Annotated in this window: 12 protein-coding genes; 3 read left to right on the plus strand and 9 right to left on the minus strand. The window is 56.3% G+C overall.

All coding sequences use genetic code 11. The features are described 5' to 3' along the window. Positions 1–38: 38 nt before the first annotated feature. Together H1D41_RS12545 and H1D41_RS12550 are read left to right on the plus strand one after the other, a co-directional pair. Positions 39–1,172: an efflux RND transporter periplasmic adaptor subunit gene (locus H1D41_RS12545; RefSeq protein ID WP_228849230.1), complete on the plus strand. Its 1,134-nt coding sequence runs from the start codon at positions 39–41 to the stop codon at positions 1,170–1,172. Further along, positions 1,169–5,020: an efflux RND transporter permease subunit gene (locus tag H1D41_RS12550; RefSeq protein ID WP_228849231.1), complete on the plus strand. Its 3,852-nt coding sequence runs from the start codon at positions 1,169–1,171 to the stop codon at positions 5,018–5,020. The genes H1D41_RS12545 and H1D41_RS12550 overlap by 4 nt, the downstream gene beginning before the upstream one ends. Positions 5,021–5,080: 60 nt before the next feature. Here H1D41_RS12550 and H1D41_RS12555 read toward each other — a convergent pair whose 3' ends face one another. From H1D41_RS12555 to H1D41_RS12565, 3 genes are all read right to left on the minus strand, one after another. Then, the gene (locus tag H1D41_RS12555; RefSeq protein ID WP_228849232.1) at positions 5,081–5,491 is read right to left on the minus strand and encodes a DUF302 domain-containing protein; all 411 of its coding nucleotides are present in this window, start codon (positions 5,489–5,491) and stop codon (positions 5,081–5,083) included. A gap of 114 nt (positions 5,492–5,605) precedes the next feature. Continuing rightward, entirely contained in the window at positions 5,606–7,423 is a 1,818-nt protein-coding gene (locus tag H1D41_RS12560) for an ABCB family ABC transporter ATP-binding protein/permease (protein ID WP_228849297.1), read from the minus strand. A 247-nt stretch (positions 7,424–7,670) separates the two neighbouring features. Next, positions 7,671–9,386 carry a LysM peptidoglycan-binding domain-containing protein gene (locus H1D41_RS12565; protein ID WP_228849233.1) on the minus strand — a complete coding sequence of 572 codons (1,716 nt, stop codon included), beginning with the start codon at positions 9,384–9,386 and terminating at the stop codon, positions 7,671–7,673. Positions 9,387–9,702: 316 nt separating this feature from the next. On the opposite strand from H1D41_RS12565, the gene H1D41_RS12570 reads away from it, so the two are divergent. Then, the gene (locus H1D41_RS12570; RefSeq protein ID WP_228849234.1) at positions 9,703–10,902 is read left to right on the plus strand and encodes an NADH:flavin oxidoreductase/NADH oxidase family protein; all 1,200 of its coding nucleotides are present in this window, start codon (positions 9,703–9,705) and stop codon (positions 10,900–10,902) included. Positions 10,903–10,917: 15 nt separating this feature from the next. Here H1D41_RS12570 and H1D41_RS12575 read toward each other — a convergent pair whose 3' ends face one another. The 6 genes from H1D41_RS12575 to rarD all read right to left on the minus strand — a co-directional run bounded on the left by H1D41_RS12575 (position 10,918) and on the right by rarD (position 17,755). Continuing rightward, positions 10,918–11,523, minus strand: a complete 606-nt coding sequence (locus tag H1D41_RS12575) for a glutathione S-transferase family protein (protein WP_228849235.1) — start codon at positions 11,521–11,523, stop codon at positions 10,918–10,920. A 4-nt stretch (positions 11,524–11,527) separates the two neighbouring features. Then, positions 11,528–13,210 carry a dipeptide ABC transporter ATP-binding protein gene (locus H1D41_RS12580; RefSeq protein ID WP_228849236.1) on the minus strand — a complete coding sequence of 561 codons (1,683 nt, stop codon included), beginning with the start codon at positions 13,208–13,210 and terminating at the stop codon, positions 11,528–11,530. Continuing rightward, a complete protein-coding gene (locus H1D41_RS12585) occupies positions 13,211–14,116 on the minus strand; it encodes an ABC transporter permease (protein ID WP_228849237.1) in 906 nt (301 codons plus the stop codon). It abuts the gene before it with no gap. Continuing rightward, a complete protein-coding gene (locus H1D41_RS12590) occupies positions 14,113–15,087 on the minus strand; it encodes an ABC transporter permease (RefSeq protein WP_228849238.1) in 975 nt (324 codons plus the stop codon). Before H1D41_RS12590 ends, H1D41_RS12585 begins: the two co-directional genes overlap by 4 nt. Positions 15,088–15,111: 24 nt before the next feature. Continuing rightward, complete coding sequence (locus tag H1D41_RS12595; RefSeq protein WP_228849239.1) at positions 15,112–16,683, minus strand: ABC transporter substrate-binding protein; 1,572 nt, start codon at positions 16,681–16,683, stop codon at positions 15,112–15,114. Between the two features lie 151 nt (positions 16,684–16,834). Beyond that, positions 16,835–17,755 (minus strand): EamA family transporter RarD, encoded by a 921-nt coding sequence (gene rarD, locus H1D41_RS12600; protein WP_228849240.1) that lies wholly within the window; start codon positions 17,753–17,755, stop codon positions 16,835–16,837. Positions 17,756–17,828: the final 73 nt, after the last annotated feature.

Genomic DNA, 17,828 nt, shown 5'->3' on the forward strand with positions numbered 1-17,828 from the left:
GGTCATGCGAAGAGGCGCGACGCGCCCGGAAGGTTAAGATGAGATTTTTTTCTCTGCTGACAGCAACACTGGTCGTTGTGTTTCTTTATGCCCTTGTACTTGAACGCGACAGCCTGCGCGCCTGGGCTTCCGGTGCGGCGGCAGAGGAGAACCCTGAAGGCGAAGGGATCGCCCTGCCCGAACAGCTTGTGGCTGTGGTTGCGGTGAAATCCCAGGCCCGTTCCGTTGAAAATGCCCTGCTGCTGCGCGGCGAAACCGAAGCTTCACGTCAGGTTGTTGTGTCGTCGGAAACATCCAGCCGTGTGGTTTCTGAACCCATCCGCAAAGGCGCATTTGTCGAGGCCGGTCAGTTGCTTTGTGAACTTGATCCCGGCACACGCCCAAGCGCCGTCGCCGAAGCCCGTGCCCGTGTCTCAGAAGCCCAGGCAAATGAAGTTGCCGCACGCATTGATATTAACGCCGCCGAACGCCTGGGCGAAGGCGGGTATGCCTCAGAAACCCGCGTCGCAACCGCGCGCGCAGCCCAGGAAGCGGCCCTGGCCGGTGTGCAGGCTGCTGAGGCGGGTGTTGCCGCCGCTGAAAAGGAAATCGAACGTCTGAGCATCCGCGCGCCTTTTGCCGGTCTGCTGGAAAGTGACACAGCCGAACTGGGGGCTTTGATGCAACCAGGTACGCCTTGCGCCACGGTCATTCAGCTGGACCCTGTGAAACTGGTGGGCTTTGTGCCGGAAACCCAGGTCTCTGACATCACCGTTGGTGCCCTGGCAGGTGCACGGCTGACGTCTGGTCATGAAGTCAGCGGTGCTGTCACCTTCCTGTCCCGTTCTTCTGACCCGCAGACCCGCACCTTTCGCGTGGAAATCGAAATTCCGAACCCTGATTTCTCTATCCTTGACGGTCAGACCGCTGAGATCCTGATTGCCTCCAGCGGGTCTGATGCCCATCTTCTGCCCGGCTCCGCCCTGACTCTGTCCAATGACGGCACCCTGGGTGTGCGTATTGTCGGTGAAGGTGACATCGCGAACTTTGCCCCTGTGGACTACATCCGTGACACGCCGGAAGGTGTCTGGCTGTCCGGTTTGCCTGACGAGGTCATCGTGATCACCGAAGGTCAGGAATATGTTGGCAATGGCGAAAAGGTTGAAGTGCATTTCGCGGAGAACAACCAATGACCCGTATCATCGATTGGGCAGCAGAACATGCCCGAATGGTCCTGGCCTTTATCGTGCTGTCCCTGACAGCCGGGTCAATGGCTTATGTTTCCCTGCCGAAAGAAGGCGAACCGGATATTGATATTCCGGCGCTTTTCGTATCCGTGCCCTTCCCCGGGATTTCTGCGGAAGATGCGGAAAAGCTGCTAGTTCAGCCGATGGAAACGGAACTGTCTGATCTGGATGGCCTGAAAGACATGTCCGGCACCGCAGCCGAAGGCTACGCCGGTGTGGCGCTGGAATTTGAATTTGGCTGGGACAAGACCAAGATCATCGCCGATGTGCGCGATCGCATGGGCCGGGTGGAAGCAGAATTCCCCGCAGGTGCCGAAACCTACACCATTAATGAAATCAACTTCTCTGAATTTCCGATCCTGATTGTCAACCTCACCGGCAACGTGCCGGAACGCACTTTGTTGCGTGTTGTGAAGGACTTGCAGGACGCGGTTGAAGGGCTTGAACCGGTTCTGGAAGCAGGGATTGCCGGCCAGCGCGATGAAATGCTTGAGGTTCTGATCGATCCTCTGAAACTTGAGGCCTATAACGTCACTGCCCCTGAACTGATCCAGGTTGTCCAACAGAACAATCAGCTGATCGCTGCGGGCGAAATTGACAGCCCCTCGGGCACATTTTCCCTGAAGATCCCGTCCAGCTTTGATGAACCGCAGGATGTTTACAATCTGCCGGTTAAAACCAATGGCGAACGGGTGGTCACGCTTGGTGATCTGGCGGAAATCAACCTGACCTTTGAAGACCGCATCGGCACCGCCCGTTTTAACGGCGAAAACACCGTGGCGTTGCAGGTGGTGAAACGCAAAGGCTTTAACATCATCGACACGTCAGCCCTGGTCCGTGAAACCATTGAGGCGGAAATCGCCAATTGGCCAGCAGAGCTGAAGGCTGCGGTTGAGGTTGGTTTTTCCAATGACCAGAGCCGCACAGTCGGATCCATGGTCAGCCAGCTGGAAGGATCGGTTCTGACCGCGATTGCGCTGGTGATGATCGTTATTCTCGGCGCGCTTGGCGTGCGGTCTGCCCTGCTTGTGGGCTTTGCGATCCCCACGTCGTTCCTGCTGTGTTTCGTGCTGCTGGCCCTCATGGGGATCACCGTTTCCAACATTGTGATGTTTGGTCTGATCCTTGCGGTGGGGATGCTTGTGGACGGTGCGATTGTGGTTGTGGAATATGCCGACCGCCGCATCAAAGACGGCATTGGCCCGATGCACGCCTATGTCGAAGCGGCGAAACGCATGTTCTGGCCGATCATTTCATCAACCGCGACCACGCTTTGTGCCTTCCTGCCAATGTTGTTCTGGCCTGGTGTGCCCGGGCAATTCATGGGCATGCTGCCGGTGACGCTGATCTTTGTTCTCTCAGCCTCTCTGGTTGTCGCACTGATCTATCTGCCGGTGATGGGCGGCGTTGCCGGCCGTATGAGCCGCAGCTTTGGTCACATGGCCGACACCCTGCGTCCGCTGCATATCGGCATTCGGATTGCACTGGTTCTGCCGTCGGTCTTCCTGATCTATTCCGGCCTGAAAGCCATGCTGAATTCCGGGCAGTTCTTTGGCACGCTTCTGGCGCTTGGTGTCTTTGCAGTGGGGGGCATGGCGACCTCTGTCACCATGGCTGCCGCCCTGCCCGAGCCGCGTGAAAAGCGTATTCAGGCAGGCTTCCGCCGCAATTACTTTGGCCGCATGATCAGTTTCATTTCCGGCAACCCGGTGATGCCGCTGGTGGTGCTGGGGGTTTCCGGTTTCTTCGTGATGTCCACCTTCACCTATTTCGGTGCGAACAATAACGGCGTTGAATTCTTTGTGGAAAGCGAACCGGAACAGGCGATTGTTTATGTCAAACAGCGCGGCAACCTGTCGCTTGAGGAAAAAGATGATGCGGTACGCCGGGTCGAAGAAGTGGTTCTTTCTGTTCCCGGCATCCAAAGTTCCTTTGCCTTCGCAGGCCAGGGTGGCCTGAACAATAACACCGGCGGCGCACAGCCCCCACGTGACAGTATTGGTCAGGTGCAGATCGAACTAATCCCATGGGACGAACGCCCGACAGAAACCACGATGGAATTCCTCTTTGGTTTCATCCCCTACCCGGCCACTGGCATTGTGCCGGAATATGACGGCGATTACGTCATTGACCGTCTGAAAGAACGTCTGGCGGAACTGCCGGGGCTTCAGACTGAAATTCTGAACCTTGCCCAGGGCCCGGCCTCAGCGAAACCTGTGCATCTGCGTCTGAAAAGCGATGATCCGGAGGCCCTGCGTCTGGCGGCGGAAACCGCGCGGGCACAGTTTGATGGCACAATCGGCCTGACAGCGGTTGAAGACACGCTGCCCCTGCCCGGTATCGACTGGGAAATCGAAGTCGACGTGGCGCGTGCTGGTCGTTACGGCGCCGATGTGGCGACTGTGGGCGGCATGGTGCAGCTTGTGACACGGGGTATTCTGCTGGACACGATGCGGGTTGATTCATCCGATGAAGAAATCGAGATCCGCGTGCGCCTGCCGGAACAGGATCGCCTGCTATCTACACTGGATACGCTGAAGGTCCGCACGGCTGATGGGCTTGTGCCTTTGTCAAACTTCATCTCGCGCCGTCCGGTTGCAGCGCTTGCGCAGATTGACCGCGACAACCAGCAACGCAACCTGGATATCAAAGCTGCGGTGGATGATGGTCTGGTGAAATTCACCACGGAAGACGAGGTTGAGGGCGAAACGGTTGAGGTCATCCAAGCCATCGCATGGGCGCTGGAAGACGGGGCAGAAGCCCCGGCTGGCACCCGTCGCGTGGACAGTGATGCCGGCAGTTTTGCCTTCACCTGGTTTAATGAGGGCCAGTCTGCGGCTGCTGTGATTGATCTGCTGGATCAGGGCGATGCCAAGACCACGCCGATCACCGCCAATGAACGGATTGCTGAGGTCACGAAATGGCTGGAAAGCGGTGATGTTCTGCCAACCGGTGTGACCTGGGAGTGGACCGGCGATCAGGATGATCAGGAAGAAAGCGGGGCCTTCCTGGCCCAGGCCTTCAGTGGTGCGCTTGGCCTGATGTTCATCATTCTACTGGCGCAGTTCAACTCTGTCTATAATTCGGTTCTTGTGCTTCTGGCGGTGGTTCTGTCCACCACAGGTGTGCTGATCGGGATGCTGGTGATGGGACAGACGTTCTCTATCATTATGACCGGCACTGGTATTGTGGCTCTGGCGGGGATTGTGGTGAACAACAACATTGTTCTTATTGATACCTATCAGGAATACGCCCGCTTCATGCCCCGGCTTGAGGCGATTTCCCGCACAGCCCAGGCCCGGATCCGCCCGGTTCTGTTAACCACGCTGACAACAATGGCTGGCCTGACACCTATGATGCTTGGGCTGAACCTTGATTTCATCAACGGCGGTTATTCTATCGACAGCCCGACAGCGCTGTGGTGGAAACAACTGGCGACAGCTGTGGTCTTTGGCCTTGGGATTGCAACGGTTCTGACACTTGTGCTGACCCCATCTCTGCTGGCGCTGCGTGTCTGGATTTCTGTTGGGGCTTACCGGTCATTCTCTGGCCTGAAAGCCATGTCCATGGGGCCGAAAAGCCAGACCGCCCGTGACATTGCCCTGGGTCGTGCTGCGCGGAAGATCAAAGCGCCAGAGATCCTGTGGAATGTGCCAGAGGTGGAAACAGAAACCTCAACTGAGGACGAAGATCTGCCCGTCTATATGAAACAGGCGGCGCAGGACGATGTTGAAGCAGAAACACCCGATGAAAAGCCCGAGAAACCAGGCAAAGACATCAAAGCCGCAGAGTAAACAAAGGCCGGGGAAATCCCCGGCCTTTTCTTTTGTCAGCTTCCGTTCAGAAAATCGCAATCACTCACCGGCGGCGGCGGCCGTCAGCTTGTTCAATGCCCCGGTCATACGGGTCAGAACCTCTGCATCTTCCGGCAGCCCATGCACCGTGGAAAATTCTGATGGCGCATGCCAGGCCATGGTCACCTGACCTTCGGCATCCTCATAAACAACCACCCGCAAAGGCAGATCAAGACCCGCGGATTGCGACAGTTGCATCGCGGGCGTGCCCAGGGCGGGGTTGCCGAACATCAGCATTTCTGTCGGGCGCAGATCTGTGCCGACAGACGCCGCCCCCGCAGCATGGTCCACCCGGGCAAATACTTTTGCGCCGGCGTTTTCCACCGCAGCGGCCAGGCGATCTACGGTCTCAGTCACGGAATAGGCGCTGCTGCGTGTGACCAGGTTTTCAGCGAAAGATGCAGTTGTCATGAGCAGGCTCACTCCTAATGTCAGGGCAAAGTGTTTCATGGGATATATTCCATAGGTTTCATTGCCCGCAGAAAGCCCGCTCACAGATCAATTGGCAAATCACGTCACCGTCAGTTACGCCACTTCTTCTTCCGCACGCTGACGATCCCACATGCTGGAATAGCGGCCTTTGAGGGCCAACAATTCATCATGTGTCCCGCGTTCTGACACCTGACCACCTTCCAGAACGATGATCTCATCCGCATCCGCCACAGTTGACAAACGGTGCGCAATCGTCAACACCGTGCGCCCCTGTCCCATTTCAGACAGGCTGGCCTGAATGGAACTTTCGGTCTCGGTATCAAGCGCTGATGTCGCTTCATCCAGCAACAGGATCGGCGGGTTTTTCAGAAGCGTCCGGGCAATGCCCACGCGCTGCTTTTCACCACCGGACAGTTTCAGACCGCGTTCGCCGACCTGGGTGTCATAGCCTTCTGGCAGACCCATGATGAAATCATGGATCTTTGCGGCTTTGGCAGCTTCGATCACATCGGCATGTGTGGCATCGTCGCGGCCGTAGGCAATGTTGTATCCCACGGTGTCATTGAACAGAACCGTATCCTGCGGCACGACACCAATCGCATCATGCAGGCTTTGCTGTGTGATATCACGCACATCCTGACCGTCAATTTTCAGGGCACCACTGTTCACATCATAAAACCGGAACAGCAGCCGACCTATGGTGGATTTACCGGCACCAGATGGCCCGACAATCGCCAGAGACCCGCCGGCTGGCACGCTGAGATCAAGCCCGTTCAGAATGGGGCGCTCATGATAATAGCCGAAGTGAATGTTCTCAAAACGGATCTCGCCGCCTTTCACCTGCAGATCAGCGGCATTGTCTTTATCGTTCACTTCCGCTGGCTGTTCCAGCAGACCAAACATTTCGCCCATATCCACCAGTGCCTGACGGATTTCACGGTAGACCGTGCCCAGGAAATTCAGCGGCATGGTGATCTGGATCATATAGGCGTTGACCATGACAAAATCACCCACTGTCAGATCGCCATTTTCCACACCAATCGCCGCCATCACCATGACGGCCACAAGGCCGCCTGTGATCAGGAAAGCCTGACCAAAGTTCAGGAACGCCAGGGAATAGGCGGTTTTCAGGGCCGCAACCTCATAGCCTTCCATGGCTTTGTCATAGCGCCGTGCTTCGCGCGCCTCTGCGCCAAAATATTTCACGGTTTCAAAGTTCAGCAGACTGTCGATCGCCTTTTGGTTGGCGTCTGTGTCCTGGTCATTCATCTGTTTGCGGATTTTCACGCGCCATTCCGTCACCTTGAAGGTGAACCAGATATAAACTGCAATGGTGCCCACAACGACAACCAGATACCAGACATCAAACACCGCCCAGAGGATCAGCGCGATAAACAGCAGTTCCAGCACCAGGGGACCGATGGAAAACAGCAGGAAGCGTAGCAGGAATTCCACGCCCTTTACGCCCCGTTCCACAATCCGGGACAGACCACCGGTTTTCCGGGTGATGTGATAACGCATAGACAGCTTGTGAATATGTTCAAAGGTACGCAGGGCCAGCATCCGCAGCGCGCGTTGGCCGACACGGGCAAAAATCACATCGCGCAGCTGCTGGAACCCGATGTTCAGCAGCCGTGCCCCACCATATGCCACCGTCAGACCAATCGCCCCCATGGCCAGAAGCCAGGCCGCGCTGCCATCTTCTGCCGCCAGAGAATCCACCGCAGCCTTATAAAGAAACGGTGTGCCCACGGCGATGACCTTAGACAAAAGCAGCATGATCATCGCCAGAACCACCCGGCGTTTCACCCAGCCCTGCCCTTCAGGCCAGAGATACGGCGCAACCCGGCGGATCGTCGCCCAGCCCCCGGAAAGGTTTTCAGATGTGGGCAGTTCGCCCCCTGCTGTCATATTGCGCATGTCAGTTCTTTCGCTGCCGATGGGTTGCTGTATTCCGGAGGTCATATCTAATGCGCCTGCCCGGAAATGACCAGAGTTTCCCCCGTGCAAAGACACACATATCAAAAAAAGATGATATATTTCCCGCACAGATCACGCGTCTCACAAAAACACCGCCAGGTTTCCCCGGCGGCGTTTTCATTTTTGTTCTGTAAATATCCCGGGGGTGTGGGGGTTGGCCCCCACCCGCACCTCAGCCTTATTCCGGCAGCTCAAAAATCTGCCCTGGATAGATCAGATCAGGATCCCGGATCTGATCTTTATTGGCTTCAAACAGCTGCACATAGAGGAAGCCATCGCCATAGGTTTCTGACGCAATCCCCCAAAGGGTAAAGCCCGGCTGCACCGTCACAATTTGCGGACGCGCAGGGGTGGGTTCTGCCTGGACCGCTGGCGACGTTGCATCACCCGTGCTTGCCACGGGTTCTGTCACAGCAACTGGGGCCGCCTCTTCCGTCGCTACAGCTGAAGCAACAGCAATCACATCGTCGCTGGTAATTTCTGTCACGGTTTCTGCCGCGCCGTTCTGATCGCTTGTCTCGCCCTGGTTCACATGATTGGTCACCACGCTTTCCGAAGCTTCCACCGCCGCAACGGTCAGTTCACTTTCATCAGCCCCCGCGTCAGCTTCCGGGGCTTCCGAAGCTGCGTTACCTTCTGTCACCACATCTTCCACAACCGGGCTTCCGGCACCAAGCTGCGCCGCCAGCACGGCTTCTACAGCCTCACGCTGGAACGGGATTTGCGCCCGGGAGGTCACGGCACCATCTGCCCCGATCTGATCCGCACGCAAGACATAAAGGCCGCTTTCCACATCCGGAAGCACAGCTTCCCATGTGAATACATCTGAAATATCTGCCGTGACCAATGCTTCATTGTTCACATAAATCCGTACAGTTTCATCCGCCCGGGTGCCCTGCCCGGCAATCAGAACTTCACCGGCGCTGCCATAGGAAATCGTATCGATGCGCACAGCAGATGGCGCAACAGCCGTGGGCAGAACGCGAATGCCGTCTTCATCTGCAATCACGGTCCGGGCTTCCACGGTTTCTGCCGTACCAGTCGCTGCTGCACTTGTCACGGTGTCGGCTTCAGCGGCCTCATCCGCCTCAGACACGGCGGCGGCCACGGTTTCTTCATCCGCAACCTCTGCCGACGTTTCCTGCGCAACAGTGCTTTCATCCACAGCCGGTTCTTCAGCTGCCACCTCTGCAACCACAACAGGCAAAGCGAAAGGTTCAACAATAACAGATTGTTCTGACAGAACCACCTGACCGTCTTCTCTGGTCCCCCGCAGGGTCATCACCCGGGGCAGATCTGAGGGTTCAACCATGAACAGCGCCGCAAATTCGCCGCCGGCATTCACCGTGGTTTCAGCAATCACATCTCCTTCAATCAGCACCTCTAGCCTGCCGGTTTCTGCATTCCCGGCGACAAGCGCGTTGCCGTCGGGATCAATACGCACAACATCAAACACCGGAACAATCGCGTTGGTGATCTCATCCGTGTCAGCGGCCGCGGCGGTTTCAAGGGAGTCTTCACCTTCAGACGTCTCGCTTTCATCCGCGGCATTGGCCGTTTCGGTTTCCTCTTCGCCATCCGCGACCGGACCTGCGCCGCTTTCTGCCACGACCGCAGTTTCAGCGTCACTGTCAGATGCGCTGGCCGCCGCAGCAACGTCAGTCGCGTCATCCGTGTCAGAAACAGCATCGGCGTCAACATCCGCCACCGCATCGTCCGCCTGAACACCCTCATTCGCCTCTGTGTCAGAGACCTGCTGAACAGCTGTATCAGCCTCGGGTGTCGTGGCGTTCTGATACACGCCCCAGCCAAAATATCCCGCCAGCAACAGCACAACCGCCCCTGCAGCACCGACGAATGACCCGCCGCTTCCCTTTGGTGTTTCTTCTGACATCGCCTATCCCCGGACTGCCTGTATTTCTGATTAACCGAAGGCAAATCAGATCATCGTGGTTTTTTCACGGCACCAGCAGAGGGGGCACAAAATCAACACCCACAACCGGGACCTGTGCGACCATAGCAAGGGGCAGGACACCGGTCAAAAGAAGCCTTGGGTTATTTCGGCTTTTAGTTAATTTTTCTGCGCCATAAGCGTCAGATCGTTTTGATCTCTACGCCATAAACGGGCCCAATCCGGAAAACATGCCCTTTGCCCGCTTTGCACAAATGGCCGCCTTAAAGTATCGTGTCAAAAACAGAATGGTTGCCTTATGTCTGAAACGTCAAACTCACCTCTTGCCAAACCCCTGACTTTGCCATGTGGCGTAATACTGAAGAACCGGATTGCTAAAGCTGCAATGTCTGACTCTCTTGGCGATGGTGCGGGTAATCCGACCAGGGACCAGATCAGTCTTTACGAACGGTGGGCCAGGGGTGGTCTGGCGTTGTCAATCATCGGAGAGGTCCAGGGCACGCCCCATTTTGCAGAGAAACCCGGAAACCTCATTTTGAACGGCCACTCGGATCGGGAACTGCTTGAACGCCTTGCAACAGCAGGCGCAACGGACAATGCCCAACTGTGGCTTCAGCTTGGGCATGCAGGTGCCATGGCCGATGCTGGTATCAGCACGCCAAAGGGGCCAAGTGCACTAAACCTGCCCGGCCTGACCTGCGGCGCATTGTCGTTGGATGAGATACACGCGTTGCCCGCCGAATTTGCCCATACAGCGCGGCTTACGAAACAGCTTGGGTTCGGGGGCGTGGAACTGCACGCAGCACATGGGTTTCTGCTGAACCAGTTTCTTTCACCCTTGTTCAACAAACGCACGGATGCCTACGGCGGGTCTTTGCAAAACCGGATGCGGTTGTTGCAGGAAGTGACCGATGCCGTGCGCAGTGCCGTCGGGCCAACATATCCTGTTGGCATCAAATTGAATGCGACGGATCAGCTTGAAGGCGGATTTGCCGAAGATGAATCCCTTGAAGTCGTTGCGGCACTGGACAATGCAGGCATTGACCTGATCGACATCAGCGGCGGAACCTATTTTCCGGGTGCGGCGTCCTCTTCTGATCGATCTGGATCTGGTCCCTATTTTCTGGATTTCGCAAAACGCGCCCGTGCAAAGACCGGCGTTCCATTGATGGTTACGGGTGGTTTCAAAACGCTCGCTCAGGCCAAAAGTGCAATCACCGATGGCACCGCCGATATCGTCGGGCTGGCGCGTGCCCTGGTTGTTGATCCTGAACTGCCGTCCTTCTGGTTGGCGGGTCAGCGCGGCGAAATTCAGTTTCCACGCTTCAAAAACCCGCCTGAAGGCGGTGTGACCGCCTGGTACACGATGCAGATCACGCAGAATGCAAAGGGTGAGGCCACGCTTGTTTCTGATGATTTAGAAGACGCGATTGCCGAATATGAGAACCGGGACGATGCGAGACGGCTGATCTGGAACGCACATCTAAGCCGGGCCTGACACGACTGCGGTGCATTAGAAAATTGAATGGCTGCCAAAGAAACTGCGGGCTTGCGATGTCACGGGCCTGGCCCTGATCTGATCCAGCCAACGTGTCAGATGTTCTGCCTTTTGCAGCGACAGGCCAAGATGATCGTGGATGTGCAGCCAGGGAAACAGTGCAATATCGGCAATGCTATAGGCGTCGCCGCATATGAATTGCCTGTCGCTTAAGTGGGTATTCAGATGTTCGACAACGCCATTTGCGATGTTGCGGTGCCGTTCCAAAGCCTCAGGGTTTTGGGTCTTTGCAAAGCGCGTCCAGTGTTCCACCTGACCAAAATGCGGGCCCTGTGTGGATGCCTGATAGAAAAGCCAGGCGGTCAGCTCCGGGTCGTCCCTCGTCCCCCAACCTGATGTCCGGGCCAGGTTTAGCAGGATTGAGTTTGATTCAACCTGGTGCCGTTGCCCATCAAAAAGCACGGGCACTTTGCCAGCCGGGTTTATGGCGCGAAATGCGGGGTCATGTTGTTCACCGGCGCGGATATTGATCGGGACGAATTCAAAATCTGTGTCGGTTTCCAGAAGTAACATCAAGATCTTAAGCGTATTGATCGTGTCGAACCCGTATAGTTTCATCATTGGATCAGGCCTGCCAGGATGTGGGCATAACGGGTGTCAGTTCCAACAGTGATTTCGTGTATGCGGCCGTTGGGGCTGTATAAACTGCATCTGTTTCACCGATCTCTTCGATCTTGCCATGTCGCAGAACCGCCGTTTCATCGGCCATCTGGCGCACCACGGCCAGGTTGTGGCTGATGAAAAGGATCGTCAGGCCAAACTTGCTTTGCAAATCTTTCAGAAGGTTCAGAATTTCCGCCTGAATAGAGACATCAAGGGCCGAGGTGGGTTCATCACAAATCAAAAAGCGCGGACGTGCCAACAGGGCGCGCGCCACGGCGATGCGTTGCCGCTGACCACCAGAGAACTGATGTGGATATTTGGTGATCGCATCCGGTTGCATCCCAACCAGCGCCAGCATTGATCTTGCCAGATTTTCGCGTTCGGTTGCGTCTTTGACAAAGCCGTAGAACCGCAGTGGTTCCGTCAGAATATCACCGATCCGGTGGCGGGAATTCAGACTGGAATATGGGTCCTGGAACACCATCTGAACCAGTTGGCGCGACGGGTGATGACGGCTGCGGGATTTGCCAAAAGGCAGTGCAGTGTCCCCCAGTGTCATTGTGCCCGCATTCGGCGTGACCAACCCGGTAATCGCCTTTGCCAGCGTGGATTTCCCGGACCCACTTTCCCCAACCAGCCCCATAATAGAGCCAGGCTTGATATTCAGCGTCACATCATCCAGCGCAACATAATGCGGTGGTTTGCGAAACAGCGATGTGCGGGGTCCGGCAAAACGCACGGTCAGGTTCTGCAGGGACAGTCCTGTCAGGTCGTGCTGTTGCCCCTCAAGCAGCCAGTTTTCTGCCAGGTCGCCATCGTCACGGCTGGCTTCATCCGCTTCGGGCACCTGAAAGCGATCAATCTTACGATCCAGCGGGGGAACGGCATCCATAAGGGCCTGGGTATAGGGGTGTTTGGGCGTGCCCAGAACCTGTGCGGTGCCGCCCGTTTCCATAACGCGCCCTTTGCGCATGACGGTGACACGATCCGCGACCTGGGCAATCACACCAATATCATGGGTGATCAGCATGAATGCGATCTGGCGTTCTTTCGCCAGGCGTTGAATAAGGTCAAGAACCTGCGATTGCACCGCCACGTCAAGCGCGGTTGTCGGTTCATCCGCGATGATCAGCTCGGGGTCGGTACTGACGGCCAATGCAATCACCACCCGTTGACGCATCCCGCCAGAGAACTGATGCGGATAGGCCTTGATCCGCTGGGCCGCGTTTTTGATCCCGATCTCTTCCAGCAAGTCCACGGCACGTTTTCGGGCGGCGCTGACGCTGACATCGGAATGGGCCTGAATGGTTTCGATCAGCTGATCCTCAATGGTCATCAATGGATTCAGGCTGGTTTGCGGATCCTGGAAAATCATAGAAATGCGATCACCGCGCATGACATGCGCCTGATCAGGGGTGAGCGTGCGCAGATCCGTATCACCCAGCGTCAGGGTGCCGTTCGCCACATAACCCGGGGATTGCAACAGCCCGATGACCGCCGCACCAACGGTGGATTTTCCTGCGCCGCTTTCGCCCACAAGCCCGTGGATTTCGCCGGGCTTAATCACCATATCCACGTCTTCAATGGCGGTGATATCGCCAAAACGGGACGGGAATTTAACGGAAAGATCTTTGATCGTCAGCATTTAGCGCAACCTCGGGTTAAAGACATCACGCAGGAAGTCGCCAAGAATATTGATCGACACGACCAGCACCACAAGGAACACGGTCGGGATCCACAGGATCCACCATTCGCCGGACAACAGGAACTGCATCCCAATCCGGATCAATGTGCCAAGGCTGGGGCTGTCGGCGGGCAGGCCAATGCCAAGGAAGGACAAAGTCGCCTCCAGCAGAATGGCCGAAGCAAGGTCAACCGTCATAATCACCAGAAGCGGCCCAAGAATATTGGGCAAGATATGCACAAACATCACGCGCAGCGGATGTTGCCCCATCATGATCGCGGCCTGCACGTATTCTTTGTTCATCTGCACAAAGGTCGACGCCCGCGCCGTGCGGGCAAAGTTCACCCAAAGCGACAACGCAATGGCCAGTGTCAGCACCGCAACACGCAGGTCCTGTTGAATGGCGGTGGGCAGAATGCCGCGTGCGATACCGTCAATCAGCAAGGCCGTCAGGATCGCCGGCAAGGCCAGCTGCACATCCGCGATCCGCATGACGATGGCATCAAAACGCCCGCCATAATATCCGGCAGCAAGGCCCAGGCCGACACCCAGAACAGCGGCAATGGTGAGGGCGGACAAGCCGATGACCAGCGACAGGCGTGCGCCATATAAGATCGACGAAATCATATCACGGCCCTGATCATCCGTGCCCAAAAGGTATTTGGGATTGCTGCCGTCTTCCCATGCGGGGGGAAGCAACCCGTCAAACAGGCTGAAGGACGCCAGATCATAGGGGTCCACCAGCGCAATCCAGGGTGCAAATACAGCGCCCAGCAAGATCAACGCCGCTAGAAGGGCCGCGATCATTGCCGCAGGGGAATGCACAAACAGCCAAAGGCCTTCGTATTTTTTCAGGAAAGCGATCATGACACGTCCTTTATGCGCAGACGCGGATCAATGGCGACATAGAGCAGATCAACGATAAGGTTCACCAGAACAAAAAAGAACGCGATCACAACAAGATACACCCCCATCACAGGGATATCGACAAAGCGGATCGATTCAAGAAACAACAGGCCCATGCCGGGCCACTGGAACACGCTTTCGGTGACGATGGAAAAGGCGATCACCCCGCCAAATTGCAGCCCGATGATTGTGATCACCGGCACCATGGTATTTGCCAACGCATGTTTGTAATGCAGGCGTCGCATCGGGACACCACGGGCCATGGCAAAACGGATATAATCGGTGCGCATGACTTCCATCATTTCCGCGCGAACCAGCCGCATGGTCAGGGTCAGCTGATAAACACCCAGGGTGATTGCCGGCAGCAGCAGTGCCCGCCAGCCATCAATCATAAACAGCGAGCTTTCCCAGCCGCCGATCTGAACCGTGCCACCCCGGCCAAAGGTCGGCAGCCAGCCCAGCTGCACACCAAAAATAAAGATCAGCATAATGCCAATCACAAACGTCGGGATTGAGACACCCACAAGCGTGGTCATCAAAATGGCCTGGGTCAGCACACCACGTGGTTTCAGCGCTGTGTAAACCCCGGCGGGCACCCCAACGAGAAGCGATATAATCAACGCCACCACGCCCAATTCCAGGGTTGCAGGAATGCGGCTGGAGATCATGTCTGCCACAGGTTGGCGGGTGCGATAGGAAAAGCCAAAATCACCCTTCAGCATATCGCCGGTGAAACGTGCGAACTGATAGACAAAAGGATCATTTAACCCCAGTTCTTCACGCAGACGTTCCTGATCCGCGACAGAGGTTTCCACCCCTGTCATCTGGGTGATCGGATCGCCGACAAACCGGAACAGCGAAAAGGCCAGAAAGGCGACGGCCAACATCACGAATACGGACTGAAACATCCGTTTCAGGATAAAATATACCATCGCCCTTTTGCCCCTATGCCCGGATCAGTTCACTGAAACCCAACGCAACATGAAGAAGTTATCCGCACGTTGTGTCAGTTCAATGTTGTCTTTGGCCGCCCAGATCAGGGGCTGTGTGTAAAGCGGGATATACGCGACTTCGTCCTGCGTAACAGCCACCACTTCGTCGATCATGGCCTGACGTGCTGCGGGATCGATTTCCTGCTGAATAAGCGGCAGCAATTCATCGACACGTGCATTGGAATAGTTCCCAAAGTTCCAGGAGCCCAGTTTGCGTTCATCATCCTGGCTGTGCATCAGGAAGCGAATTGGGTGTTCCATGTCAAAGGTGCCCGGGGACCAGCCCAGCAGATACATGTCAAAGTCATCTTCACGCAGCTGTGGCCAGTAATCGCGTACCGGACCTGTGCTAAGCTCGGCATTCAGGCCGACGGCCGCGAACATAGACGCTGCCGCACGACACAGGGCTTCGTCGTTGATGTAGCGATCATTCGGGCATTTCAAACCGAATGAGAACCCATCGGGATACCCTGCTTCTGCCAGCAGTTCTTTTGCGCGGTCCTGATCAAAGGCCGGGCGATCCTGGTTTGCTTCTGAATACCCGGAAATACCTGCTGGAACCAGCTGGCTTGCCGGATCAATCTTACCCCGGAACAAGACGCGGTTGATGGACGCAAGATCCAGCGCATGGGCCGCTGCCAGACGCACACGCGGGTCCGTGAACGGGTTCGTGTCCGTGACGTCTGATGAATACAGCAGTGCTTCATGTTCATGACCAAAACCAAACATGATCACGCGGGTTTCTTCGCCTTCCAGCACTTTGAAACCATCACGGCCTTCAACCTGGGCGACGTCTTGCAGGGGGATCGGCTGAATGAAGTCGATCTCACCAGACAGAAGGGCCGCAAGGCCGGTGGCGGAATTGCCGATGGGGGTGAAGACGGCTTCGGTGACGTTGTGATTTACCTCATCCCACCAGTTTGCGTTCGGGGCAAGCGTGGTGCGTACGCCCGGGTCGCGGCTGGCCAGTGTGAACGGGCCTGTGCCGTTTACGTTCATGGTGGCAAAGTTTTCCGCATCGCGTGCCGGCAGGGCGGCGTCATTGGCCATCGCCCAATCCTTATCTAGGATCATAAAGTTCGCGATTGAATCGGGAAACAGCGGGTTGGGTGCTGTGTTGACGAAATCGATTGTGAATTCATCCACAATGCGCACGTCGGAAACAGGCGCAAACCAGGACCGTACGTCAGCCGCTTCGTCAGAGGCGCGCTGGTAAGAAAACAGCACATCTTCTGCGGTAAACGCGGACCCATCCTGGAAGGTTACATCTTTGCGCAAATGAAAACGCCAGCCGTTTTCACCAGTCAGAGGTTCCCAGGATGTGGCCAGAGATGGTTCAATCGACATGTCCTGCCCACGCCGGACAAGGCCTTCGTAGATGTTGTTGAGGAAAGACAGCACAGGTGCCGAGTTTACGGCATGCGGATCCATTGTTTGCGGGTCGGCGGTCGACGCCCAGCGAAAAGTTTCAGCTGAAGCGCCCATCGCTGACATGATCAACGTGCCTCCGAGGACGGCCGATTGTAATGTTTTCATTTTTCTCTCCGTTGATTTCAGGCAGCAATTTATCTGACTCAGTTAATCATCTTCGCCTAATTCCGACAACTCCGGAAAGTTACCCCGATCATGCCTGGCGCATTTGCCAGATCACATAATCGTGAAGATGAACCAAAACCACCCGATCGGGTCAGAGGCCAGGGCGTTCGGCCTGCAGCTTTGGTTTACGCAGCAGAGTTTCCCAGGAATACAGCCCCAGCGCGGTCCAGATCAGGGCGAAAGCGATCATATGCCAGAGGGTAAAGACCTCCTGAAAGACAAAAACAGCGATGGCGCCCTGCAGGGTCGGGTTGAGGTATTGCACAAGCCCCACCACAGACAGCGGTGCGCGGCGCGAAGCATAGGAAAACAGGATCAGCGGCACGGCGGTGACAGCGCCGGAAAGGATCAGCAGGAGCGTATCAAAACTGTTCTGACCGAATATCCCAAGATTGCGTCCGACAAGCCCCTGCCAGCCCAGCAAATGCACGCCGTACAGCCAGATCATTGCCAGAGGCAGCAACAACGTCACTTCGGCAGCGACAGATATGACTGGTCCGGCGTCCAGATGTTTCTTCAGCACGCCGTAAAAGCCGAAGGTTATGGCCAGCGCGAGCGAGACCAGCGGAACAACCTGCAGACCAATGGTCAGCGTGATCACGGCCATGGCGGCCAGAGCGACGCAGAACCACTGCACCTGAGATAGCTTTTCGCGAAAAATTATCGCCCCCAGCAAGACCGCAACCAGCGGGAAGATGTAATACCCCAGCGAGCTTTCGACTGCGCGGCCTACCTGGATAGACCAGATGAACAGGCCCCAGTTGGTGGAAATCAGGATCGCCGCCATCAGAATGACCCAGATCACCCGGGCATTGGTGAAAAGCCGCAGGAATTCCCCCACCCGTTTCTGAAACATCATCAGGCCAATAAACAGCACAAACGACCAGAGCGTGCGATGGGACAGAACCTCAAGCGGCGGCACATGGGCAAGTGCTTTGTAAAACAGCGGCGACAGGCCCCAGATCACACAGGCCAGCACCATGGCGGCCACGCCTTTAACTGTTTCGCTCATGTGATGATCCTTCCCGTCCGCAGGCCAGGGTTTCACAGCACTTGAGGATTGTAAATCCCGTATGCGTACGGTG

Origin of the sequence: Halocynthiibacter styelae, from assembly GCF_016123485.1 — a bacterium.
Taxonomy (GTDB): domain Bacteria; phylum Pseudomonadota; class Alphaproteobacteria; order Rhodobacterales; family Rhodobacteraceae; genus Halocynthiibacter; species Halocynthiibacter styelae.

What these genes read in the sequence shown, in the direction of transcription:
- H1D41_RS12545 (WP_228849230.1), top strand. Translation starts at nt 39, where the DNA reads ATGAGATTTTTTTCTCTGCTGACAGCAACACTGGTCGTTGTGTTTCTT.
- H1D41_RS12550 (WP_228849231.1), top strand. Translation starts at nt 1,169, where the DNA reads ATGACCCGTATCATCGATTGGGCAGCAGAACATGCCCGAATGGTCCTG.
- H1D41_RS12555 (WP_228849232.1), bottom strand. Translation starts at nt 5,491, where the DNA reads ATGACAACTGCATCTTTCGCTGAAAACCTGGTCACACGCAGCAGCGCC.
- H1D41_RS12560 (WP_228849297.1), bottom strand. Translation starts at nt 7,423, where the DNA reads ATGACAGCAGGGGGCGAACTGCCCACATCTGAAAACCTTTCCGGGGGC.
- H1D41_RS12565 (WP_228849233.1), bottom strand. Translation starts at nt 9,386, where the DNA reads ATGTCAGAAGAAACACCAAAGGGAAGCGGCGGGTCATTCGTCGGTGCT.
- H1D41_RS12570 (WP_228849234.1), top strand. Translation starts at nt 9,703, where the DNA reads ATGTCTGAAACGTCAAACTCACCTCTTGCCAAACCCCTGACTTTGCCA.
- H1D41_RS12575 (WP_228849235.1), bottom strand. Translation starts at nt 11,523, where the DNA reads ATGATGAAACTATACGGGTTCGACACGATCAATACGCTTAAGATCTTG.
- H1D41_RS12580 (WP_228849236.1), bottom strand. Translation starts at nt 13,210, where the DNA reads ATGCTGACGATCAAAGATCTTTCCGTTAAATTCCCGTCCCGTTTTGGC.
- H1D41_RS12585 (WP_228849237.1), bottom strand. Translation starts at nt 14,116, where the DNA reads ATGATCGCTTTCCTGAAAAAATACGAAGGCCTTTGGCTGTTTGTGCAT.
- H1D41_RS12590 (WP_228849238.1), bottom strand. Translation starts at nt 15,087, where the DNA reads ATGGTATATTTTATCCTGAAACGGATGTTTCAGTCCGTATTCGTGATG.
- H1D41_RS12595 (WP_228849239.1), bottom strand. Translation starts at nt 16,683, where the DNA reads ATGAAAACATTACAATCGGCCGTCCTCGGAGGCACGTTGATCATGTCA.
- rarD (WP_228849240.1), bottom strand. Translation starts at nt 17,755, where the DNA reads ATGAGCGAAACAGTTAAAGGCGTGGCCGCCATGGTGCTGGCCTGTGTG.